Source organism: Streptomyces sp. NPDC001194, from assembly GCF_042896985.1.
Taxonomy (GTDB): domain Bacteria; phylum Actinomycetota; class Actinomycetes; order Streptomycetales; family Streptomycetaceae; genus Streptomyces.
In genome coordinates, this window is sequence record NZ_JBIAXU010000017.1 from 146549 (window position 1) to 169275 (window position 22727).

General features: G+C 73.4%; 17 protein-coding genes, 3 tRNA genes and 1 pseudogene. 11 read left to right on the forward strand and 10 right to left on the reverse strand.

What is annotated here, in order from left to right; translation table 11 throughout:
• Positions 1–8 precede the first annotated feature (8 nt).
• The gene (locus ACFY1T_RS27920) at positions 9–683 is read left to right on the forward strand and encodes a class F sortase (protein WP_390790601.1); all 675 of its coding nucleotides are present in this window, start codon (positions 9–11) and stop codon (positions 681–683) included.
• A 57-nt stretch (positions 684–740) separates the two neighbouring features.
• On the opposite strand, the gene ACFY1T_RS27925 is transcribed toward ACFY1T_RS27920, so the two are convergent.
• A tRNA-Lys gene (locus tag ACFY1T_RS27925) sits at positions 741–814 on the reverse strand.
• Positions 815–1063: 249 nt separating this feature from the next.
• Between ACFY1T_RS27925 and ACFY1T_RS27930 the strand changes: the two genes are divergently transcribed.
• The 5 genes from ACFY1T_RS27930 (at position 1064) to ACFY1T_RS27950 (ending at position 7460) form a co-directional block, all read left to right on the forward strand.
• Positions 1064–2464 carry a peptidoglycan-binding protein gene (locus ACFY1T_RS27930; RefSeq protein WP_390790629.1) on the forward strand — a complete coding sequence of 467 codons (1401 nt, stop codon included), beginning with the start codon at positions 1064–1066 and terminating at the stop codon, positions 2462–2464.
• A gap of 11 nt (positions 2465–2475) precedes the next feature.
• On the forward strand, positions 2476–4791 hold the full coding sequence (locus ACFY1T_RS27935) for an SPFH domain-containing protein (RefSeq protein WP_390790602.1): 2316 nt from the start codon (positions 2476–2478) through the stop codon (positions 4789–4791).
• Positions 4792–4973: 182 nt separating this feature from the next.
• Positions 4974–5579 (forward strand): lytic polysaccharide monooxygenase, encoded by a 606-nt coding sequence (locus ACFY1T_RS27940; RefSeq protein WP_390790630.1) that lies wholly within the window; start codon positions 4974–4976, stop codon positions 5577–5579.
• Positions 5580–5628: 49 nt separating this feature from the next.
• Complete coding sequence (locus ACFY1T_RS27945; RefSeq protein ID WP_390790603.1) at positions 5629–7314, forward strand: AMP-binding protein; 1686 nt, start codon at positions 5629–5631, stop codon at positions 7312–7314.
• Between the two features lie 72 nt (positions 7315–7386).
• A tRNA-Lys gene (locus ACFY1T_RS27950) sits at positions 7387–7460 on the forward strand.
• 88 nt (positions 7461–7548) lie between these two features.
• On the opposite strand, the gene ACFY1T_RS27955 is transcribed toward ACFY1T_RS27950, so the two are convergent.
• Entirely contained in the window at positions 7549–8307 is a 759-nt protein-coding gene (locus tag ACFY1T_RS27955) for an IclR family transcriptional regulator (protein ID WP_390790604.1), read from the reverse strand.
• A gap of 229 nt (positions 8308–8536) precedes the next feature.
• On the opposite strand from ACFY1T_RS27955, the gene ACFY1T_RS27960 reads away from it, so the two are divergent.
• The 4 genes from ACFY1T_RS27960 (at position 8537) to ACFY1T_RS27975 (ending at position 12872) form a co-directional block, all read left to right on the forward strand.
• Positions 8537–9679: an LLM class flavin-dependent oxidoreductase gene (locus tag ACFY1T_RS27960; protein ID WP_390790605.1), complete on the forward strand. Its 1143-nt coding sequence runs from the start codon at positions 8537–8539 to the stop codon at positions 9677–9679.
• 255 nt (positions 9680–9934) lie between these two features.
• Positions 9935–11635, forward strand: coding sequence for a glycosyl hydrolase family 18 protein (locus tag ACFY1T_RS27965; protein WP_030866379.1), 1701 nt, complete (start codon positions 9935–9937; stop codon positions 11633–11635).
• 168 nt (positions 11636–11803) lie between these two features.
• Positions 11804–12652, forward strand: coding sequence for a helix-turn-helix domain-containing protein (locus ACFY1T_RS27970; RefSeq protein ID WP_390790606.1), 849 nt, complete (start codon positions 11804–11806; stop codon positions 12650–12652).
• Positions 12612–12872, forward strand: a complete 261-nt coding sequence (locus tag ACFY1T_RS27975; RefSeq protein ID WP_390790607.1) for a DUF397 domain-containing protein — start codon at positions 12612–12614, stop codon at positions 12870–12872. The genes ACFY1T_RS27970 and ACFY1T_RS27975 overlap by 41 nt, the downstream gene beginning before the upstream one ends.
• Positions 12873–12961: 89 nt before the next feature.
• On the opposite strand, the gene ACFY1T_RS27980 is transcribed toward ACFY1T_RS27975, so the two are convergent.
• Positions 12962–14707: a putative bifunctional diguanylate cyclase/phosphodiesterase gene (locus ACFY1T_RS27980; RefSeq protein WP_390790631.1), complete on the reverse strand. Its 1746-nt coding sequence runs from the start codon at positions 14705–14707 to the stop codon at positions 12962–12964.
• Between the two features lie 430 nt (positions 14708–15137).
• On the opposite strand from ACFY1T_RS27980, the gene ACFY1T_RS27985 reads away from it, so the two are divergent.
• Positions 15138–16373 carry a M6 family metalloprotease domain-containing protein gene (locus ACFY1T_RS27985; protein WP_390790608.1) on the forward strand — a complete coding sequence of 412 codons (1236 nt, stop codon included), beginning with the start codon at positions 15138–15140 and terminating at the stop codon, positions 16371–16373.
• A 59-nt stretch (positions 16374–16432) separates the two neighbouring features.
• Here the strand turns inward: ACFY1T_RS27985 and ACFY1T_RS27990 are convergent.
• From ACFY1T_RS27990 to ACFY1T_RS28020, 7 genes and pseudogenes are all read right to left on the reverse strand, one after another.
• Positions 16433–16506, reverse strand: a tRNA-Lys gene (locus ACFY1T_RS27990).
• Positions 16497–17076 (reverse strand): annotated as a pseudogene (locus ACFY1T_RS27995) (hypothetical protein). Before ACFY1T_RS27995 ends, ACFY1T_RS27990 begins: the two are co-directional and overlap by 10 nt.
• 154 nt (positions 17077–17230) lie before the next feature.
• Positions 17231–17581, reverse strand: a complete 351-nt coding sequence (locus ACFY1T_RS28000; RefSeq protein ID WP_030866369.1) for a hypothetical protein — start codon at positions 17579–17581, stop codon at positions 17231–17233.
• Positions 17582–17814: 233 nt separating this feature from the next.
• Entirely contained in the window at positions 17815–19161 is a 1347-nt protein-coding gene (locus ACFY1T_RS28005) for an AAA domain-containing protein (protein ID WP_390790609.1), read from the reverse strand.
• Positions 19158–20723 carry a hypothetical protein gene (locus ACFY1T_RS28010; protein ID WP_390790610.1) on the reverse strand — a complete coding sequence of 522 codons (1566 nt, stop codon included), beginning with the start codon at positions 20721–20723 and terminating at the stop codon, positions 19158–19160. Before ACFY1T_RS28010 ends, ACFY1T_RS28005 begins: the two co-directional genes overlap by 4 nt.
• A complete protein-coding gene (locus tag ACFY1T_RS28015; RefSeq protein WP_390790611.1) occupies positions 20711–21856 on the reverse strand; it encodes a hypothetical protein in 1146 nt (381 codons plus the stop codon). The genes ACFY1T_RS28010 and ACFY1T_RS28015 overlap by 13 nt, the downstream gene beginning before the upstream one ends.
• Positions 21795–22652, reverse strand: coding sequence for a phosphatase PAP2 family protein (locus ACFY1T_RS28020; RefSeq protein WP_390790612.1), 858 nt, complete (start codon positions 22650–22652; stop codon positions 21795–21797). The genes ACFY1T_RS28015 and ACFY1T_RS28020 overlap by 62 nt, the downstream gene beginning before the upstream one ends.
• Positions 22653–22727: the final 75 nt, after the last annotated feature.

Genomic DNA, 22727 nt, shown 5'->3' on the forward strand with positions numbered 1-22727 from the left:
GCACGCCGGTGACGGGCCCGGGGGAGCCGAGGTCCTCCGGCGGCGGGCGGCTGCTGACCTTCGCCGCGTGGTCCGTGCTGGTGCTCGGCCTGTGGCTGTGGGGCCGCGAGATCACCGGCGTCCCGCCGAGTGCGTCGTCCGCACTGGCCGGCGGGTCGGCGCTCCCGGTGCCGGGGCTGCCCGCGGCGCACACCCCGCTGGCGGCGTCGGTGCCCGCGCGGGTCGACGTGCCGTCGATGGGCATCAGGGCGCCGGTGGTCTCCCGGGGCCTCGACGCGCAGGGCGCGATCGAGCCGCCGCCGTACGAGAGCCCCGGCACGGTGGGCTGGTGGGGTGGCGGGGCCAAGCCGGGCGAGGCGGGGGCCGCGCTGCTGGTCGGGCACGTGGACACCGCCTCGAAGCCGGCGGTGTTCTACGGCCTGAGCTCGGCGAAGCCCGGTGACCGGGTCCGGGTGGTCCGGATGGACGGTTCGGTCGCCGAGTTCACGATCGAGGACGTACGGGTCTACGAACGGGCCCGCTTCGACGCGGACCGGGCGTACGGCCCGCGGATCAGGGGCCGGGCGGAGCTGCGGCTGGTGACCTGCGGGGGTACGTACGACAAGGCGGCCAAGGAGTACACGGCGAACGTGGTCGTGTCGGCCTACCTGACGGGAGAGGTCCGGCCCGGAGCGGCGGCCTGAGACGCATGACGAAGAAGCCCCCCGCAGCTTTCGCTGCGAGGGGCTTCCTCTTGTCTGTGCGCCGCCAGGGACTCGAACCCCGGACCCGCTGATTAAGAGTCAGCTGCTCTAACCAACTGAGCTAGCGGCGCCTGCTGACAGAGAAAACTCTACCCCACCTCCAGAGGTGCTCGTGACCAGCCGCGCCCGCCTTGTCCGATTAACCCATGTTTGAGGGGTTTATCGTGCACGATATGTCTGGGCCGAGCCGCATCTGATGCCCCGGCAGATATCGGGCCCGCCTGACCAGCGACGAGCAGGGGAGTGGACGGAACCGCATGACGATCCAGCCTCCGACGCATGTGCACATGCCTGCGCCGATCAAGCCGGCAGCGATGCCGATGCCGGTGCCCGCCTTCGAGGAGTACGAGCCCGCGGGCGACTGCGCCTGCACGGGCTGCGCGCAGCGCCGCCGTGCCCTCGCCCGAGCGCGGGCCATACCGCTCCGGGACGGCGGCCACCCGGCCGCCCGCGGGGCCCGCCGGGCGCTGGTGCTGGCCACCGCGGCGGGCGTGGTCCTCGGCGGCGGCCCGGCGGCCCTGGCGGCGGCCGGCCCGGTCCCCGGACCGGGGCCCGTCTCCCTCGACGTCCCCGGCTCCCCGCAGGGCGGCCGGTCCCCGCTGCACGGACGCCCGGCCCCGGCGAAGCCGGCGGGCATGCCCGGAGCGCCGTCGGCCGTCAAGCGGATCGACCGGACGTCGATCATCACGCGGGCGAAGACGTGGCTGGACGCGAAGGTCCCGTACAGCATGTCCACGTACTGGTCGGACGGGTACCGGCAGGACTGCTCCGGCTACGTCTCGATGGCCTGGAACCTTGGTACGAACGAGTGGACCGGCAGCCTCGACAAGTTCGCCACCAAGATCACCAAAGACGAGCTGCTGCCGGGGGACATGCTGCTCTTCCACAACCCTTCGGACCCGACCAACGGCTCGCACGTGGTGCTCTTCGGGGGGTGGGTGGACGAGACGCGCACGCACTACGTCGCGTACGAGCAGACCCGCCCGAACACGCGGAAGGGGGCGACCCCGTACGGCTACTGGAACAACGCGACGAAGTACGTCCCCTACCGGTTCAACGGGGTGACCGCCGGCCTCGCCGAGGACCCGGCGGCCACCGACCCGAAGCCGGCCGTCCCGACGGCCTTCCCCGGAGCCGCGCAGTTCGGGCCGGGCGCGAACAACGAGCACGTCGCCCAGCTGGGCCGGATGCTCATCGAGCGGGGCGGACGGCGCTTCTACCCGAAGGGCGCCAACACGGCGTGGAGCGACGCCGACCGGCTGGCCACGCAGGCCTTCCAGAGCGCCCAGGGCTGGACGGGCACGGACGCCGACGGCGTCCCGGGCACGCACACCTGGCAGCTCCTGGTCGAACACAAGGGCAAGGACATCCGCCCCACGGTCGAGGGCGCCCCGGGCTCGCCCCCGAGACCGGGCACCGTCCCCGCGCCGGGGCACGCCGGTACGCCGGGCCCGGCCGGGGTTCCCGGCGGCCCGGCCGCGGTGCCGGGATACCCGGGGCCGTCGGTGTTCCGCCCCGGGTCCTCGAACCCGTTCATCACCGCCCTTGGACGCCAGCTGGTGAAGAAGGGCTTCGGCAAGAACTACACGTCCGGCCCGGGGCCCCGCTGGAGCGAGGCCGACCGTCGCAGCGTCGAGGCCTTCCAGCGCGCCCAGGGGTGGCGCGGGGCCGCGGCCAACGGCTACCCGGGCCCGGAAACCTGGCGCCGGCTGTTCGCATGACGGAGGCAACGATGTACCCCACGCGCACCACCTCGACGACGGGCACCTTCCGGGTCCCGCCCGCGCCCCCGCAAGCCCCGGCGCTGCGCGCCACGGGCGACCTGTACGCGCCTGCCCTCCACTCCCCGCCGGCTCCGGTCGAGGTCCCGGTCGAGGCCCTGACCGCGGACCCGTCCGAGGTCTCGCCGACGGCCCCGATCGAGACCCGGCCCGAGCGGGCCGACGTCCCGGCCGGGGCCGGTCCCACCGCTCCGCTCCCGGTCGCGGCGGTGATCCCGGCCCCGTCCGAGGCTCCGGCCGAAACCCTGCCCGCGATGCCGATGCCGATGCCGATGCCGGTGCCGACGGCGACGGCGACGGCACCCGTGGACCGGTCCTGGCCGGCGGCCGAGCCTTCGGTCGCGGCTGCCGTGGCGCCCGTCCCGGCGCCGCACGCGGCCCACGCCGCTCCCGAGCCCGGCGTTCCGGCGGACCAGGCGCCCGGTGCGGCGGTTCCGGCCCCCTCCGGGGCCGGGGCCGACGGCGCTCCGGAGGCCGTGATCGCGGCCGCGGGCGCCGAGCGCCCGGTCCCGCGGGCGGCCGCCGGGGTTCCGGCCGTGATGGTCGCCCTGCCGCACGGGCGGCCGGCCGCGGAGAGTCCCCGGAGCGAGGTCCCGGCGGCCCGGATCCGGTTCGAGCCCGAGCCGGTGCACGCGCTGGCCGGGGCCGGCGACCGGGCCGAGTACGGCCTGGAGCCCGAGCAGCCGCTCTGCGTACCCGCCCCTGCGGCGCACTCGCACCCGGCGGTGCCCACCCTCCGCCTGCGGGCCGAACCGGCGAGCCCGGCCGGTACCGGTACGGAGCCGCCCTCCGACGGCCCCGCGCACGGATACGGCGCTCCCGCCGCCCCGCACGCCGAAGCCGGGCCCCGGACCCCTCGGCACCATGACGCGGCCGGGGGCGAGCCCGTGCCGCAGGGCGACCACCGGGCCCGGCTCGGCCAGGTCTGGCCCGTCGCCGGCCCCGGGGCGGACGGCCCCGCGCAGCGGTACGGCGAGCCGTGGCCGCCCGCCGCGCCCGCCGGCGAGCCCGCGGCGCAGGTCCCGTACGTACCCCAGCCGCACGACGGGACGGAATCCGAAGCCGAGCTTGAAGCCGCAGCCGCAGCGGCAGCCGAAGTCGAGCCCGAGTCCGGGCCCGGCGCGGTCCCCGGGCCGGCGGTGGGGGACATCGTCGCGCGGGCCGTGGCGCGAGGGATGGCGGAGGGGGACACGGAGGATCTTCCGCGGATCGCGGAGGGGCGCGGGACCGCCGTCACCGAGGTGCCGCTGCACCTGCCGTTCCCCGCGGAGTCCCGCCCGGCCGGGGCGCGTTCCCCGGCGGCCACCCGGGCTCCCGCCCCCGCCGCGCAGCCCCGCGCGGCGCTGTCCGAGCCCGGGCGGCGGGTGCCGCGCGGGGACGAGCGGCTGCGCGAGCACCGGGGTCCCGTGCTGCCCGGCTGGGTCGGCGTCGGTGTCGGCGCCCTCGCGCTCAGCGGCTGCCTGGCGGTGCTCTGGCGGGCCGGGGCCGTCCCGGCCGCCTTCGTGGCGGCCTTCGGCGCGACCCCCCGGGCCTACCAGGGGCTGCGCGCCACCCACTGGCCCCCGCTCGCCTTCCTCGGCATCGTCGCGCTCCTCGCGCTCGGCGGACTCGGCCGCGCCAAGGCCGGCCACGCCTGGGTGCTCACCCTCTTCGGCCGCTACCGGGGCACGGTCCGCCGTACGGGGCTCACCTGGGTGAGCCCGCTCCTGCTCCGCCGCCGCGTCGACGTCCGGCTGCGCCACTGGCGCAGCGAGCCCATGCCCGCCGTGGACTCCGGCGGGCTCGCCCTGCGCGTCGTCGTCCAGGTCGTCTGGCAGGTGAAGGACACGGCCCGGGCCACCCTCGCCGTCGAGGACCACACCGAGTACCTCGCCGAGCAGGTCGAATCGGCCATGGCCCGGGTCCTGTCCCAGCTGCCCGCCGACGCCTTCCACGAGGACGCCCCGACGCTGCGCGACTCCGAGGCGGTCGGCGACGCGCTGACGCGGATGCTGGCGACCGAGACCGAGGCGGTCGGGATCGAGGTGTACTCGGCCCAGCCGACCCGGATCGAGTACGCCCCCGAGGTCGCCGAGGCCATGCGGCGGCGCCGGGTCGCGGCGATCGACGCCAAGCACCGGGACACGGTGCTGACCTCGGTCGTGGACGCGGTCGACGACACCGTCCACCGGCTGACCTCGCGCGGGCTCGTCGAGCTCGACGACTACGAGCGCAAGGCGCTCGTGAAGGACCTCACCGTCGCCTTCTACACCGGGCGGCCCGAGTAGCGGTCGCAGCCGACGGAGAACGGGTGGTCCGGCATCGGCCGGGCCACCCGTTCTCCCATTGGTCTGGACATGGCCAACTCCCGTCAATAGCCTGATACTTGGTCTAGACCTACATCCCCACGCGTGCGCACGCTCTCATCGGACTCCCCCCACGTTCAAGGAGCATCATGCGTCCCATCCGCATGCCCGTTCACCTGCCCGGACGAGCCGGCGCCGCCACGCTCGGCCTCGGCGTCATCGCCGGCCTGGCGCTGCTCAGTGCCCCCACCGCGAGCAGCCACGGCTACACCGACACCCCCATCAGCCGCCAGAAGCTCTGTGCCAACAAGACCGTCCCGGACTGCGGCCCGATCCAGTGGGAGCCGCAGAGCGTCGAGGGCTACAAGGGCTTCCCGGCCGCCGGTCCGGCCGACGGCCAGATATGTTCCGGCGGGCACGGCGAGTTCGCGCAGCTCGACGACCCGCGCGGCGGAGCCTGGCCCACCACCAAGGTGACCAGCGGGCAGAGCTACGGCTTCCGCTGGCAGTTCACCGCCAACCACTCCACCACCGACTTCAAGTACTACGTCACCAAGAACGGCTGGGACCCCACCAAGCCCCTCACCCGTGCGTCCCTGGAGTCCCAGCCCTTCCTCACGGTCGCCTACAACGGCGCCCGGCCCGCCATGACCACGGTCCACCAGGGCACGATGCCGAGCGGCAAGACCGGCCGGCACATGATCCTGGCGGTCTGGACGGTCAACGACACCCCCATGGCCTTCTACTCCTGCTCCGACGTCCAGTTCTGACCCCCGGACCCGTTCATTTCTGACGGGACGTCAGCTACCCTCCGGCGGCATGCGGACGACACCCGGAACCGTCGCGGAGCTCATGGCGCGCCAATGGGGCGACCACCGGCCGGGGCTGATGTACGGCGGCAGCACGCACACCGCCGTACTCAGCCGCCACCGGACCGCCCAGGAGGCCGCCGCGCGCGCCGCGCTGCTCGTCGACCTCCTGTCGGCGGACCGGGGCGCCGAACCGCACATCGGGGTGCTGCTCGACAACACCCCCGAGTTCCCGTTCTGGCTCGGCGCGGCGGCCCTCGCCGGGGCCGCCGTCGCCGGGATCAACCCCACCCGGCGCGGTCCGGAGCTGGCGCGCGACATCCTGCACACCGACTGCCGGATCCTGGTCACCGAGCTCGCCCACCTGCCACTGCTGCGCGGGCTCGACCTGCCCGGCGTACGGATCCTCGTGACCGACTCCGAGGAGTACGCCGCCCTGCTCGCCCCGTACGCGGGCGCGAAACCGGGCGAGGCGGTGCTCGAGGCCCCCGTCCCCGGCTCCCGCTTCCTCCTCTACTTCACCTCGGGCTCCACCGGCGCTCCCAAGGCCGCAGTCTGCAGCCAGGGCCGGCTGGCCGCCGCGGCCGATTCCCTGGTCCGGCAGTTCTCGGTCACCTCCGAGGACGTCCACTACGTCTGCATGCCGCTCTTCCACGGCAACGCCGTCATCGCCGACTGGCTGCCCGCCCTCGCCGGGGGCGCGGCCGTGGCCCTGCGCCCCCGCTTCTCCGCCTCCGCCTTCCTCTCCGACGTCCGCGCGTACGGGGCGACGTACTTCACCTACGTCGGCCGGGCCGTCCAGTACCTGCTGGCCACCGAGCCCCGCCCCGACGACCGCGAGCACACCCTGCGCCTAGGCTTCGGCACCGAGGCCGGCGCGGTGGACGCGGCCCGCTTCGCCGAGCGGTTCGGGGTCCGGCTGGTGGAGGGGTACGGGGCCACCGAGGGCGGCGCCTCCGTGCAGCGCACCCCGGACACCCCGCCGGGGGCCCTGGGCCGGGCCGGGGCGGGGGACGACCTGGCGGTGATCGATCCGGAGACGGGTGCGCAGTGCCCGCCGGCCGTCCTGGACGGGCGGGGCCGGCTGCTCAACGGCTCGGCCGCCATCGGCGAGCTGGTCAACCGCGGCCGGAGCCTGTTCGAGGGCTACTGGCGCAACCCCGAGGCGCAGGCCGCGCGCACCCGCGACGGCTGGTACTGGACGGGGGACCTCTTCTTCCGCGACGCGGAAGGCTTCCTCTACTTCGCGGGCCGTACGGACGACCGGCTGCGGGTCGACAGCGAGAACCTCGCCGCCGCGGTGATCGAGAACATCCTGGCGCGCTGGTCCCCGGCGGCCGCGGTCGCCGTGTACGCGGTGCCGGACGAGGTCGCCGGCGACCAGGTGATGGCGGCGGTCGCCCTGGAGGAGGGGGAGCGGTTCTCTCCGCAGGCCTTCTCCGCGTTCCTGGCAGCCCAGCCGGACCTGGGCACCAAGATGTCCCCGCGCTACGTCCGGATCGTGGACTCGATGCCGACGACGGCGACCAACAAGATCCACCGGGCCGGCCTGCGCCGTTCCGGCTTCCGCTGCCCGGACCCGGTGTGGTGGTCCCCGCCGGGCGGCTCCGGCTACCGGCTCCTGGGCCCGGCGGACCTCGACGGCCTGCTGGCGGCGTACGCGGCGCAGGGGCGCGCGGAGCTCCTGGAGCGCTGACCGCGTGATCCCGGCGTACGCGGGTATTGGTTTTGAGCACCCCTGAGGACCAGGTAGTATTTTCTCTGTCAGGCGCCGCTAGCTCAGTTGGTTAGAGCAGCTGACTCTTAATCAGCGGGTCCGGGGTTCGAGTCCCTGGCGGCGCACCTGTACTTCGGGCGGTTCCCGGTTCACCGGGAACCGCCCGAAGTGTTTTCCGTACTCGTCCCGCCCGGCGGCCGGACCCCCGGCGGCTCAGAGCGTGAGCGACAGCAGCAGGGGCGCGGCCTTCCGGTTCAGGGCCTCCGCCGCGGCCCGCAGCCGGTGTGCGTGCTCGACCGGCATCGACAGGGCCAGGCAGCCCACCGCGGCCCCGGCGGTGATCGGCACCGCGGCGCAGACGGTGCCCACCGCGTACTCCTGCAGGTCCAGCACCGGAACGGTGGCCGGCTGGGCGTCCAGCTTGGAGAACAGGACGCGCTCGTTCACGATCGTCTTCGACGTGAGCCGGGCGATCTTGTGCCGCGAGAGGTGGTCGCGCCGCCCGTTCTGGTCGAGCTGCGTCAGCAGGCACTTGCCGACCGCGCTGGCGTGCGCCGCGGAGCGGAAGTCGACCCACTCGTGCACCTTCGGGGTGCGCGGGCTGTCCGCGAACTGCGTGATCTTCACTTCGCCGTCCACGTACCGGCTGATGTAGACCGCCGCGCCCACCGAGTCCCGGAGTCGGTCCAGGGTCTCCTGCAGCTTGTTCTGGAGGGCCTGCTGCCTGTCCACGCCGGAGCCGAGCAGCACCAGGGAGTCGCCCATGGCGTAGGCGCCGTCCGACACCTGGAGTACGTACCCCTCGCGGCGCAGCATGAGGAGCATGGGTGCGAGATGGACCGCGGGCAGGCCGGTCTCGCGCGCGATCTGTACATCGGTCACACCGCCGGTGTGGCGGGCGATCGTTTCGAGTACGCGCAGGGCGTACTGCACCGAGTGGAACGGCGCGGTCGGCTCGGGCTTCAGCGCCACGGTTTCCCCCTAGCAGGTTGTTACCGCTTGCCTTACCACGATAGCCATCAAGAGGCCCACGTGGAGCGCCTGTTGAGGAGATTGATGGCTCATTCACGTCCCCTCGGATCCCTCTGCACCAGTGGCATATGCCAAGGTCACACCCGCTGCCCGCGGATGCCGGGAATGCCCGCGCGCCGCCGATGGTTCGAGTTCTTCGTACGGACGGCGAAGCGAGGCGGGAGCGACGATGAGTGACACCGGGGACGCGGGTCGGGCGGCGGACGGGGACGGCCGCGAAGGCCGCGGAGGCCCTGCGGATCCGATCCGGGGCGCGATACGCGGCGATGCGCCGGTGCCGCTCTCGGTGCTCGACCTCGTGACGGTCGGCAGCGGCAGCAGCGCCTACGCCTCCCTGCGTACGAGCGTCGACATCGCCCGCCTCGCCGAGTCCCGCGGCTACCACCGGCACTGGGTCGCCGAGCACCACTCCATGCCCGGCGTGGCCAGCTCCTCCCCGGCGGTGATCCTGGCCCACCTCGCCGCCCACACCTCCCGCATCCGGCTCGGCTCGGGCGGGGTCATGCTGCCCAACCACGCGCCGCTCGCGATCGCCGAGCAGTTCGGCACCCTGGAGGCGCTCGCCCCGGGCCGGATCGACCTCGGGCTCGGCCGCGCGCCCGGCACCGACGGCCGCACGGCCGCCGCCCTGCGAGGGTCCGGCCGCCTCGACGAGGCCGCCGAGGAGTTCCCCCGGCAGCTCGTGGAGCTCACCCGCTTCCTCGACGACGACTTCCCCGACGGGCATCCGTACGCCCGCGTCCACGCGGTGCCGGGTCCCGTGCAGGGCCCCACCGGGCGGCCGCCGCTGTGGCTGCTCGGCTCCTCCGGGTTCAGCGCCCGCCTCGCCGCCGAGCTCGGCCTGCCCTTTGCGTACGCCCACCACTTCGCGGCGGCCGGCACCCTGCCCGCGCTGGACCTCTACCGCCGGAACTTCCGCCCCTCGGCCGTGCTGGACGCCCCGTACGCCGTGATCGGGGTGTCGGCGCTCGCCGCCGACACCGACGCGCAGGCCCGGGCCCAGGTGCTCACGGGCGCGCTGTCGATGCTGCGGCTGCGCAGCGGCCGGCCGGGCCTGATCCCGACGCCCGAGGAGGCGGCGGCGTACGGCTTCTCCCCGCTGGAGCGGGAGTTCGTGGACGGCTGGCTCGCGAACGTGGTCCACGGGACCCCCGACGAGGTCCGCTCCGGTCTCGACGACCTGGTGAAGCGGACGGGCGCGGACGAGCTGATGCTGACCGCCAATGCCCACGGAGGGGCGGCCCGGCTGCGCTCGTACGAACTGGTCGCGGACGCGTACGGGATGCCGGTGGAGGCGCCCCGAGCTGACTGACCGCGCGGAGGGCGGTCCGGCTGGTTTGTTGCCGGAACCTTGCGCGGAGATGGCCATAAGGCAGCCTTAAACCGCTCGTCACCCGGGGTGGCGGGCGGTTTTTTGTGTGCGCGCAAGCCTCTGACTAGGGGATTTACCCTGCGATTGGTCTAGTCCTTCTTTGGTCCAAACCATTGACTCGGGCCTCGGATGATCGCTATCACTTCTCCCACCCGAACCTCTCGCTTCCCCCTCCCACCCCCCCGGAGGCAGTTCATGCACATCCGTAAACCCCTCATCGCGGCCGCCGCCACGGCCGCGCTGGCAGCCGGGGCGCTGGCGGGCTTCGCGGGGCTCGGCACCGCGCAGGCCGCCGACGCGGCCACCACCGCGGGCGCAGGCGGCAACGTCAAGATCGCGTACTACGACCAGTGGAGCGTGTACGGGAACGCCTTCTATCCCAAGCACCTCGACACCCGCGGCATAGCGGGCAAGCTGGACGTCATCAACTACTCGTTCGGCAACATCCACCCCACCAACCTCACCTGTTTCGAGGCGAACAAGGCGGCGGGCGATGACAACAACCCCAACGCCGGTGACGGCGCGGGCGACTCGTACGCCGACTACCAGAAGTCCTTCAGCGCGGCCGACAGCGTCAGCGGCGTCGCCGACAAGTGGGACCAGCCGATCGTCGGCGTCTTCAACCAGTTCAAGCAGTTGAAGGCCAAGTACCCGAACCTGAAGATCAACATTTCGATCGGCGGCTGGACGTACTCGAAGTACTTCAGCGACGCGGCGAAGACCGACGCCTCCCGCAAGAAGCTGGTCTCCTCCTGCATCGACCAGTACATCAAGGGCAACCTGCCGGTCGAGGGCGGCTACGGCGGCGCGGGCAGCGCGGCCGGCATCTTCGACGGCATCGACATCGACTGGGAGTACCCCGGCTCCTCCGGCGGCCACCTGGGCAACCACTACGCCCCCGAGGACAAGCAGAACTTCACGCTCCTGCTGAAGGAGTTCCGCGAGCAGCTCGACGCGTACGGCGCAGCCAACGGCGGCAAGAAGTACCTGCTGACCTCGGCCCTCCCGGCCGGCCAGGACAAGATCAAGTACATCGAGACGGACAAGATCGGCGCGTACCTCGACTACGCGAACATCATGACGTACGACATGCACGGCGCCTGGGACGGCGACGGGCCGACGTACCACCAGTCCCCGCTGTACTCCGGCACCAACGACCCGACGGACCCGATCGCCCCGGGCACCGAGAAGTACAGCATCGACAACGCCATCGACTCCTGGATCGACGGCAAGCCGGCCTACGGCATCGCCGGCGGCTTCCCGGCCAACAAGCTGACGCTGGGCTACGAGTTCTACTACCGCGGCTGGAAGGGCGTCCCCGCGGGGACGGCGGGCGGCCTCGCGCAGCCCGCGACCGGCGCCTCCGGCGCCCGGCCCACCAGCCAGCAGGCCGGCATCGCCAACTACAAGGAGCTCGGCGGCATCGTCGACAACCCGGCGAGCACCTTCTGGGACGACCAGGCCAAGGCCTCGTACTTCTACAAGGACGGCGAGTTCTTCACCGGCCTGAACCAGAAGTCCATCCAGGCCCGGGTCGACTACGGCAAGCAGCGCGGCCTGGCCGGAGCGATGATGTACTCCCTGCTCGGCCTGGACAACAACACCACGCTGCTGAACCAGATCTCGGACGCCCTCGGCGGCACCACGCAGCCCCCGACGACCCCGCCCACCACGCCTCCGACGACCCCGCCGACCACCCCGCCCACGACGCCGCCGACCACCCCGCCGACCACGGGCTGCGGCTCGACCCCGGCGTACGTCGCGGGCACCGTCTACACCGGTGGCCAGGAGGTCTCGTACAACGGCCGCAAGTACAAGGCCCAGTGGTGGACGCAGAACGAGACCCCGGGCACCACGGGTGAGTGGGGTGTCTGGAAGGACCTCGGCGCCTGCTGATCTCCCCCCACCCCGCGCCGAGCGACACCCCGCCCCGCACCCGGTTCCCCCGGTGCGGGGCGGAGGTGTGTCACATGGTTGCCGGTTTCTTGACACCGCTGCGTGGCGGTCTCGCTACGCTCAGTCACAGCCGAATCCGACCCGCGTCTCGATGGGGGTGGCCGTCCGTTGGTCAACATCCGCGACCTCGACCCCAGCGCCTCGCCGCTGGACTACTACGGCTCCGAACTGCGCAGGCTGCGGGAGGCTGCCAATCTGAAACAGGCGGCGCTGGGCGAGATCGTGTTCTGCACGGCCTCGCTGATCGGCCAGGTGGAGACGGCCAGGAAGGTCCCGACCCGGGACTTCTCGGAACGGCTCGACGCCGCACTGGGCACGGACGGCCACTTCTCCCGGCTGGTGGGGCTGGTCCTGCGGAGCGTGCTGCCGACGTGGTTCCAGCCGTTTGCGGAGATGGAGGCCCAGGCCGAATACATCTCCACGTTCCAGTGCCAGTTGATCTACGGGCTCCTCCAGACGGAGGCCTATGCGCGGGCGGTGCTGGGCGTTGAGAATCCAGGCAAGCTCGACGCCGCCGTGGCGGCTCGCATGGATCGGCAGCGCATTCTGGCCCGCGAGAATCCGCCAGTTCTGTGGGTGGTCCTGGACGAGGCCGCTCTCCACCGGGAGATCGGCGGCCGCGAGGTCATGAGCAATCAACTTGCGCACCTGTTGAGCCTCCAGAGGCAGCAGTGGCTTGAGGTCCAGGTTCTGCCTTTCAACGCTGGCCAGCACGCGGGAATGATGGGCTCGTTCACCATGCTGCGCTTCGACGACGACCCGGATCTCCACTACTCCGAGAGCTACGACTCGGGGCACATGACAGCCAACCCGCAAGTGATCAAGGAGCGTTCGGTCGGCTACGCTCGCCTTCAAGCCGAGGCTCTCTCCCCCCGGGCGTCGGCAGAGCTGATCGCTCGCGTAATGGAGGAACGCTATGGGAAGCATCCAGAACCTGCCGGGCGCGCTGTGGCGTAAGTCGTCCTACAGCGGCTCCAACGGCGGCGAGTGCGTCGAGTGCGCACCCCTCGGCACCGCCGCCTGGCGCAAGGCTTCGTACAGCGGCAACACCGGCGGCGAGTGCGTCGAGGTAGCGGCGCAGCCCTGCCGAGTCGCCGTCCGGGACTCCAAGAACCCCGAAGGCCCCGCCTTCACCGTCGCCCCCGCGGCCTTCGCCGCCTTCGTGCGCAGCCTCTAGGGGGCCGGGGCGGCGCCCCGGGAAACGGAGAAAGGGCGGGGCGGGGAGACGGCACCGCGCAGCGGCGGCCCCCGCACCGCCCCGCAGGGTCACGCCCCGGGGCGGGTGCCGATCATCTCGGCGATCAGCTCCGGGGCCACAGCCCGCGAGTACAGCCAGCCCTGCCCCGTGTCGCAGCCGACGCGCCGCAGCCGGGCCGCCTGCCCGGCCGTCTCCACGCACTCCGCCGTGACCGTCAGCCCCAGCCGGTGCGCGAGCTGCACGAGGGCCTCGACGATGGTCTCGTCGGCCGGGTTCGGGTGGGTGCCCTCCTCGTAGCGGAAGCCGCGTACGAAGGAGCCGTCCAGCTTCAGCACGGACACCGGCAGCCGGCTCAGGTACGCCAGGTTCGAGTACCCGGTGCCGAAGTCGTCGATGGCGATCCGCACCCCCATGTCGCTCAGCGCCTGGAGTGCCTGGAGCGGCCGGCCCGCGGAGCCCATCACCGCCGACTCGGTCAGCTCCAGCTGGAGCAGCTGCGGGGCGAGCCCCGTCTCGGCCAGGATCTCCGCCACGTCTCCGACCAGGTCGGAGTCCCACACCTGGCGGACCGCCACGTTGACGGAGACGAAGACGGGGGCGTCGCTGGGCTGCTCGATCTGCCAGCGCCGGGCCTGCCGGCAGGCGGTCCGCAGCACCCACCGTCCCAACTGGACGATGGAGCCGTCCTCTTCCGCAATGCCGATGAACCGATTCGGCGTCAGCATGCCGAACTGCGGGTGGTTCCAGCGCACCAGCGCCTCCACCCCCCGCACCGCCCCGCTCTCCAGATCCACCAGCGGCTGGTACTCCAGCTCGAACTCGCCCCGCTCCACGGCCGGCCGCAGCGTCGAGGTCAGCGCCTGGCGGGTCATGCGGTGCGCGTTGCGCTCCGGGTCGAACAGCGTCCAGCGGGCCTTGCCGTCCGCTTTCGCCCAGTACAGGGTCGTGTCCGCGGCCTGCATCAGCCCGGTCGCCGAGGTCCCGTCCGCGGCCCGCTCCACCACGCCGATCGAGGCCGAGACCGACAGCCGCTGCCCGGCCAGGTCGAACGGCTCCTGGACGGCGTTCAGCACGCTCCGCGCCAGGTCGGCGAGCTGCTCGGTGCCGGTGGAGTCCTCGACCAGCAGGGCGAACTCGTCGCCGCCGAGCCGTGCCACGAGGTGCCCTCCGGTGCGCCCGTACCCGGACTGGTCGGCGCACTGCGTCAGCCGGGCCGCGACGGCGGTCAGCAGCCGGTCGCCGACCCGGTGGCCCAGGGTGTCGTTGACGGCCTTGAACCCGTCGAGGTCGAGGTAGCACAGGCCGATCCGGCCGGTCCCGCCCTGCTCGTACGAGGAGGCCTCCAGGGCGGCGGAGAGCCGCTCGAAGAACAGCGCCCGGTTGGGCAGCCGGGTCACCGGATCGTGCATCTGCAGGTGGCGCAGCCGGGCCTGGAGGTCGCGGCGGTCGCTGATGTCGGCGACGGACAGCAGCACGTCCCGGGTGCCGGGCACGGGCCCGAGGGTGACCTCGGTCCACAGCGAGTGCCCGTCGGGGTGTTTGAGCCGGCGGGTGCAGCGCAGCCGGGCCTGACGGCCGCGCAGCACCTCCTGGTACGCCTGCCAGGTACGGGCCTCGGCGCCCAGGTCGACCAGATCGGCCGCGCGCTGCTCGACGAGCGCGTGCGGCTCGGTCCCGAGGAGCCCGGCCAGCGCCGCGTTGGCGGCGACGACCTGCCCGGAGCGGTCGACGACGGCCATCGCGAGGTGGGCCGCGTTGAAGGCGGCCCGGTAATCGCGCAGTTCGGACTCGGTGCGGGCCGCCGCCGACGGCATGACCGGCACTGGTTGGTGACGCTCCGTAGTGGCCGATCGGATGCTGTCGGCCGCCGAACCGGTTCCCTCTGAGGTTCCGCTCACCGTTGGCTCCCGCAGTGCTCGTGAGTGTCCGTGCAGGAAAGTGTGCCGATCATAGAGGCACCGTACGGCCCTATCCAGCGGCGTCGCCGTGCGGGGCACGGGACTTCAGCGTGCTGACGCCCCGCCGGCCGGATCCCGGGCGATCGTTTCTGCACGGCTCTGAGCAGCGAAAGTCCCCCGCTGATCTCCCGTGATCGGTCGTGACGTTCTGTAGGCATGTGGGTGAACCCCCAGGGTCACCGGCTTGCCGTAGTGCTCACTCTTGTGGGGCAGCGGAACAGGGCATTAGTAAGACAATCCCCTCAGGGTGGAGCGAGATGGTACGAATCCACCACCGGAGGTCGATGTGCCGCGACAGCAGACACCCGGGGGAGTGGAACGCTCCCGCATGAGAAGCACGGCGGCAGCGCTCACCTCCCTGACGGCGCTCGCCGCCATGTCGCTCGTCGCGGGTCCCGCGGTCGCCGCACCGGGGGCCGCGCCGTGCGCCCTGGCCCGTACCTCGGCGCACCACTCCCTGGGCCTGGACACCTGGAACCGCGCCTACCCCAGGCCGCAGCGCACCCTCCACGCGGTCATGGTCTTCCTCTCCTTCCCCGACCACCGGACCACGCTCGCGACGGAGCAGCTGACCGGCGACTACTTCCCCGCGACCAGCGACTTCTTCGAGCGGGCCTCGTACGGGAGGTTCCGTCTGGAACCGCACCCGCAGGAGCGGTGGATCCCGATGCCCAAGCCGTCGACCGCTTACGGGATACAGCGCGACTGGGCGGCGCACGACCGGGCGGCGTACCTGCGGGACGCCGTCGCGGCCGCCGACCGGGAGGTGGACTTCTCGCAGTACGACGTCGTGTACTTCGTCGCCGACCCGGACGCGCCCGGAGTGGACTCGGACGCCACCAAGGTCGTCAACTTCGACCGGCCGATCCGGGCGGACGGGACGGACCTGCGGCGGATCGTGACCGTCTTCGAGCGGCACCCGCCGGACCGCAACGTACTGGCGCACGAGACCGGGCACGTCTTCGACCTGCCCGACCTCTACCACCGGCCGAGCGACGGCAAGGGCGACTGGGACACCTACGTCGGCGACTGGGACGTCATGGGCAGCCAGTTCGGGATGGCGCCGGACCTGTTCGCCTGGCACAAGTGGAAGCTGGGCTGGCTGGACTCCTCGCAGGTGGACTGCGTGCAGTCGGGGTCCTCGCTGCACACCCTGCTGCCGCTGGGCCAGGCCCCGGCCCCGGGGGCCACGGGCGGGACCCGGCTCGCGGTGATCCGTACGGGCCCCGGCAGCGCGATCGCGGTCGAGGCGCGGGGCTCCGCCGGCAATGACGGGGACACCTGCACGGAGGGGGTCCTGGTCTACCGGGTGCGCAACGAGGCGGCATCGGGCGGCGGGCCGATCGAGGTGCTGGACGGGCACCCGGACTCGGAGGCCTGCTGGGACCGCTCGGTGTACCCGCCGCTGGCGGACGCGCCGCTGGAGGTGGGTGAGGCGTTCACGGTGCCGGGGGAGCGGATCAGGATCGAGGTGGCGGACCGGACCCCGTCCGGCGCGTACACGGTCAAGATCACGACCTAGTGTCCCGGTGCGGGAACACGAAGAAGGCCCCCACTCGCGTGGGGGCCTTCTTCCGTCTGTGCGCCGCCAGGGACTCGAACCCCGGACCCGCTGATTAAGAGTCAGCTGCTCTAACCAACTGAGCTAGCGGCGCTTGCTGACGAGGAAGACATTAGCAGGGAGATGGCCGGAAGGAAAAATCGATATCCGCAGCTCGGGCGGCGCGGACGTACGCCCACAGGAGTGCCTCGGGTCCGGGCAGCCAGGGGGTGCGGGCGTCGGGGGCGACGACCCAGCGGGACGGGCCGGGGACGGCGTCCAGCGGCGGCACGGTGACGGTGTCGCCGCGCCCGTGGCACAGCGGCGCGGGCACGGAAGCACCCCACTCTTCCCAGGCGAGCAGTGCGGGGAGCCGGTGCGCGGTCCCGGTGGAGGTGAACAGCAGCATCCGCCCGCGGTGCACGGCGACGGGCCCGGAGCCGGGACCCTCGGCCCAGAGCAGGTCGAGCATGCGGCGGCCGAGGACGAGGGGGACGTTGACGACGTCGAAGGCGGTCCCGCAGGGCAGCACGGCCGGGGCCGTGGAGCGGGCCTCCCAGCGGGCGAGGGTGCTGTGCGGGTACGCGGACGCGGAGGCGAGCCAGGCGGCGCCCTGCGGGGTGACGTGGTTGGCGGTGCTTGCGTGCGGGGCGGGGCAGGCGGGTGCCGTCGTCAGCGTCGTCATGCGGACCGGTCTACCGGGCGTAGCGAGCCGGTTTCCGGGAGTTACGGAAAACCGGGACAAGGCAGGGGACGGTGGGCTATGTTGCGCCCCGCATATGCCAGGTGCGACGCCGAGGGGGGATATCCGCCGCCTGTCCGCCGCACCCGGCGGTGGGTCACGGGGTGTCCGGGCCGGCCTCGCGCTGGAGGGACTCGCCGAACTCGATCATCTTGAGCGCGTAGTCCTCGGTCCAGTCCGCCTGCGCGGCGATCTCCGCCGGCGGCAGCCGGTCGAACCGGCGCGGATCGGCGAGCTGCGCGGCGGCCAGCGCCTGGAACTCCACCGCCCGTTCCTGCGCCGCCCGGAAGGCGAGCGTCAGCTCGGTGGCGCGGGCCAGCAGCTCCCGCGGGTCCTCGATCGACTCCAGGTCGAAGAAGTGCTCCGGGTCCGTGGCGGCTTCCGAGGGCTCGAAGAGCAGCGGCGCGGGCCGCGGCTTCCGCTCGGTCGTCCGCTCGGGCTCTGCCATGCGTATCCTCCTGCTGCGCGTTCGGGATCCTTCCGGGCCACCCTCCATTGTCCAACGCCGCGCAAGAGCGCCGCCTTCGGGCCGTCAGGGTCTCCAGGGCACCCGGTGCTCCGCGAGGTGGGCGAGGACCGAGTGGTTGGCCTCCCAGCCGTCCGGGGCTGTGTTCACCGGCCGCCTCGGGCGGCGTGCCGGACTCCGTCCGGCGATCGCGCCGCCGCTGCCGGCCCGGTCTCTCAGGGTCTCCAGGGCACCCGGTGCTCCGCGAGGTGGGCGAGGACCGAGTGGTTGGCCTCCCAGCCGTCCGGGAACTTCACCGTCACGCCCAACTGGACCGGCTCCGTGGACGGGTGGTCGTCCAGCAGTTCCGCTATCCCCGCCCGGGCCACCACCACGCAGGCGTGCCGGTGCCGCGAGGCCAGTACGCACAGGCGGCCCGTCTCCAGGTGGAACGCCGTCGCGTCCGGGCGGCCCGACAGCGGGTGCAGCACCACCGTGAGGTCGTACTCCCGCCCCTGGAGCCGGTTCGCGGTGTCCACCGTGACCCCTGCGACGCCCAGCTCCGCCAGAGCGGCCCGGACCGCCGAGGCCTGGTCGCGGTGGGCCGTGCCGACGGCGATCCGGTCGGCGGTCAGCGGGGACGGGGCCTTCGACTGCTCGTCCGCCGTCACCGCACCCCGGTCCAGCGCCCGCCGGACCACCAGGGCCACCGCCCGTACGGCCTCCGGGTCGGTGCGCGGGGTGTGCCGCGCGGGCAGCTCCAGCAGGCCCCAGCCCGACTCCGCGGCCTCGTCCAGCACCCGGTCCGGGCCCGAGCCGTCGCCGGCGACCCCGTACGAGAGCCGCCGCTCGCCCGGGCCCGTACCGCTGCGGAACTGGGTGTACGGGTAGAACGCCCGCGAGACCAGCGGCGCAGCCGACGCCGGGAGCCGCCAGGACACCGGCAGCCGGTGCTGCGGCAGCTGCGGGTTGTGGGCCAGGAGGGTGCTGACGGCGCTCGCCGAAGGGTCGTACGACAGCCCGGCCCACTGCTCGGCGCCGACCACGCTGAAGGGGTCCAGCTGCCCCGGGTCGCCCACGAACAGCGCCCGGTCGAACAGCCCGGCCACGGCCAGCAGCGCGTCCGAGCGCATCTGGTACGCCTCGTCGACGATGGCGTGCTCCCAGGGCTCCGCGTCCTTCACGTACGCCCACTTCGCCGCCGTCGAGATGGTGATCGGCAGCTCCGCGAGGTCCTTCGGCTTCGCCGAGAGGGTGACCGAGGGCAGCTCGCGCAGCGCCGGGTCGTAGGAGTCGCCCTCGCTGCTGTGCAGCCGGCCGACCTTCAGCTCCGGATCCTTGTCGGCGAGCCGCAGCACCAGGTCGTCGACCTGCGCGTTGGTCTGCGCGACCACCATCAGCCGGCGCCCGGCCGCGGCCAGTTCGCGGGCGGCCCGCACCACCAGCGTGGACTTGCCGGCACCGGGCGGCGAGTCGACGACCACGCCGCGCTCACTGCCGTGCAGGGTGTCGCGCAGGATGGCGGCGGTCGCCTCGGCGGCCGCGGCCCCCGGGTCGAATCGCTGCTCGGATGCGGTGCTCACAGGATGTCCTCGTCCGTCACGGCGTCGGGAAGCGGGGCGGCGGTCGCGGATCCGGGCGGGCCGCCGTGCGTCCACGGGGTGTTCTCCGGGTCCGGCAGCTTCGGTCCGCCGCGCGCGTCGTGCTCGAACAGCGTCCAGCAGATCCGGTCGCCCTTCTCCGGCACGGAGCCGGGCTCCGGCTCCCTGCCGCGGCCCATCTTGTCCAGCAGCCGCAGCACGAGCCGCCCGTCTTCCTCGAAGCGGACGAACTGCGCCGCCTGCGGGCGGCCCTCCAGCGAGCGGAACACCTTGCCGCCGCCGCCCTCCGCGAGCTGCGGACTGTCCTCCGTGGCCACCGTCACCAGCGGTCGCGGACTCGGCCGCTTCGACTCCGTCCACTCCATCACGACCTCGGTGACCTCGCCCGCGAAGGCCTCGCCGGACAACCGCCGGCCCGCCATCACCAGCGGATCGTCCAGCGCCTCCTGGGCGTCGAGCCGCACCTGCTCGGTCTCCCGCGTCGCCAGCTTCTGCGCCGCCGTCACCGCGTCGTCCCGGCGCGGCTGCGGGGGCTCGCCCGCCCGGACCCGGTCCCGGTGGCCGGTGTACGACCAGCGGTCGCGGGTCCAGCGCTCCTCGGCCCGCTCCCCGGCCGGCAGCGCGCGCAGCAGCTCCAGCGACTGCCACACCGCCCGCCAGGTGGGCCGCATCTGCTCCGCGACGAGCTCGCGGACGGCCGCCTCGGCGCGGGCCGCCGCCTTCGGGTCCTCCCCGGCGCGCGCCGCGTCGTAGCGGGCCATCGCCGGGGCCAGCAGCTTGTTGTCGAAGGCCGGATCGGTGGCCGGTCCGGCGGGCGGCACCAGCAGCCGGCCTTCCCGGTCGCGGCCCAGTTCGGCCCGCAGGGCGGCCTCCGCGCCCGATTCCCCCTCCGGCGGGGCTATCCACGCCAGCAGGGCGCCCAGGTGCTGGTCCTCCAGATTGCTCTGGCCGGTGGCCCAGTGGCGCCCGAGCAGATCCGTCGCCGACAGCAGCATCGAGGCCCCGGGGACCCGCGAGCGCTCGCCGAGGTGCGTGAACCAGCGTCCCAGCAGCGGCACCCGGGTGGGCGCCGGATACGGATTCTCCGGATCCTCCTCGGCCGTCCGCCGGAAGCGCATCGACCGCCCCAGCAGCCGTACGTACTCGATGCCGGCCCGGCTCGGCACGACCAGCTGCGGCGCGTCCAGGCAGAGCTCGGCGGCTACCTTGCTCTTCGCGCCGGTGTCCGGGTCGGTCTCGGTGCGCTCCACGTACTCGACGTCGTCCGCGTACCCGTCCAGGTACGGCAGGACCACGTCGGCCAGGTCCGCCAGGAAGGCCCAGCGCAGGTCCCGGTCGCGCGGCTGCGCCACCACGAGCAGCCGCGGCTCCGCGGGATCCGTGCCGACGAGCGCGCCGAGCGGGGCCCCGGCCTCGCCCGCCGTGGTCAGGGGCACGAGGACCAGCGGGCGCCCGCTCAGATGCCGGTGCCGTACGGTCGCCAGCGGCCGGGCCCGGCCCGCCCGGACGGCCTCCAGCCGCGCGAGGGTGTTCAGCAGGGACATGCGGCCGCCTCCAGGGCCTCGGCGCGCAGCCGGGCCGCGTGGCGGAGCGCGGCCGCCGTCGGATCGTCCGGGCCGCCGGATCCGGCGGCCGCCGCGAGGGCCTCCTCGACGGTGGTGAGCGCGCCGAGCTCCCCCCGTACGGAACGGCCCAGCGCGGTCACCGCGTCGGCGGCGCGGGCCCGCTCCCGGCAGTGGAAGGCCAGCTCGCAGGCGGCCAGGCATTCGGGGGCGTAGGCGGCGGAGACGGCCGCCACCGCCTCGGTCAGCTCCTCGGCGGGGCGCGCCGGGTCGAAGCTGAGCCCCTCGGGCAGGGCCGCGGCCAGCTCCTCGACCCGGGTCAGCCGCTCCAGCTGGCGCCGGGTCACGGCCCGCTCGCGGCGGATGTCCACGGGCGCGGCGGCGGGCAGGTTGGAGAAGTCCTTCGGGCAGACGAGCAGCACGGTGTGCCCGACCACGGCGGAGGCCAGCTTCCCGGCGGTCTTCTCCAGGGCCAGGACGTACACGGCGGCCTGCCGGGCGGCGGCGCCCACCTTCGCGGCGTCGGCGGCCCCGTCGATCATCGGGAACGACTTGATCTCCACGACGGTCCAGCGGCCGTCGGGATGCACGACGACGGCGTCCGGCTCCAGATAGGCGGGGGAGCCCGCCACCTCCAGGGCCAGCATCGGGTGGTCCAGCAGGGTCCACGCCCCGGAGGCGGCGCCGGCGGCGGTGGCCTCGCGCAGCGCGAGCGCGGTGCGGGCGGCGCGGCCCTCGGGCCCGGCGGCCGTCAGATCGGGGACGCGCGCGTCCGGGCCGGGGGGCTCGGCGCCCGCGCCGAGGTGCTGGTGCACGAGCCGCAGGAGCTCGGCCCCGCCGTCGCCCTTGACCCGGGCCTCGAAGGAGTTCCCGCGGACGATCGCGAACTGCGACTGGCCGAAGGCGGCGGGCGAGCCGAGGGCCGCGGCCAGGGCGGTCTTGTCCACGCCCGCGCCGTCGAGCAGGGCCCGTCTGCCGCATCCGGGGTTGGCGGCGAGCGCCGCCAGCGCTCGGGCGTCGAGCGGGCGGGGCGGTACGGCGGGGCCGCGCAGGTCAGCGAGCCGCTGCCGCAGTGTCGTCGTCGGAGGCGGGCCGCTGGGCGGGTAGGAGCTCACGGGCGGAAGTGTCCCATCCGCCACTGACAATCGGGGCGGTACCGGGGAAACCGGCTGTTCGGGCCGGTGGCCGGGCCGCCCGCGCGGGCAGCCGGCGGGCGATGGCGTACCCCGCGGCCATCACGGCGGCTCCGGCGGCCGCGTCCAGGAAGTAGTGGTTGGCGGTGCCCATGACCACGAGCGCGGTGACGGCGGGATAGGCGATGCCGAGCGCCCGCAGCAGCGGGTGGCGCCCGTGCCGCCAGAGCAGGACCCCGCACCACAGGGCCCAGCCCACGTGCAGGCTCGGCATGGCCGCGTACTGGTTGGTCAGGCCCCCGAGCCCGCGCGGCGCACTGGCCTCGGCGCCCCACCACCCGTACGCGCTGTACTGGGCCATCGTGTCGGTGAACCCCTGCGCGGAGTCCAGCAGCCGGGGCGGGCAGGTGGGCATCAGGGTGAAGCCGACGAGTCCGAGGAGGGTGGAGACGACGAGCCAGGTGCGGGCGGAGCGGTAGTGCCGCGGCCTGCGCAGGTACAGCCAGACCAGCACGGCCGGGGTGACCAGGTAGTGCAGGGAGGCGTACATGAAGTCGGCGGGTACGCCGAGCAGTCCCTGCTGCGAGAACAGCCGGTTGAGCGGCCGTTCGAAGTCGAGCCCCAGCAGCTCCTCGGTCCGCAGGACGGAGAGGCCGTGGCCGACGGCGAGGTGCACGTCGCCGCGCGCGAGGAGTCTGCCACCGGTGTACGCGCCGTAGACGAGCCCCAGGAGCAGCAGTTCGGCCCACCACCGGGCGGGCTTCTGCCGATCAGTCATACGCGGTAGGACGCTTGTGCGAGGGGGTGGGTTGCCTGGTGTTCATGTGATGGATGATGGATGGACGACGCAATC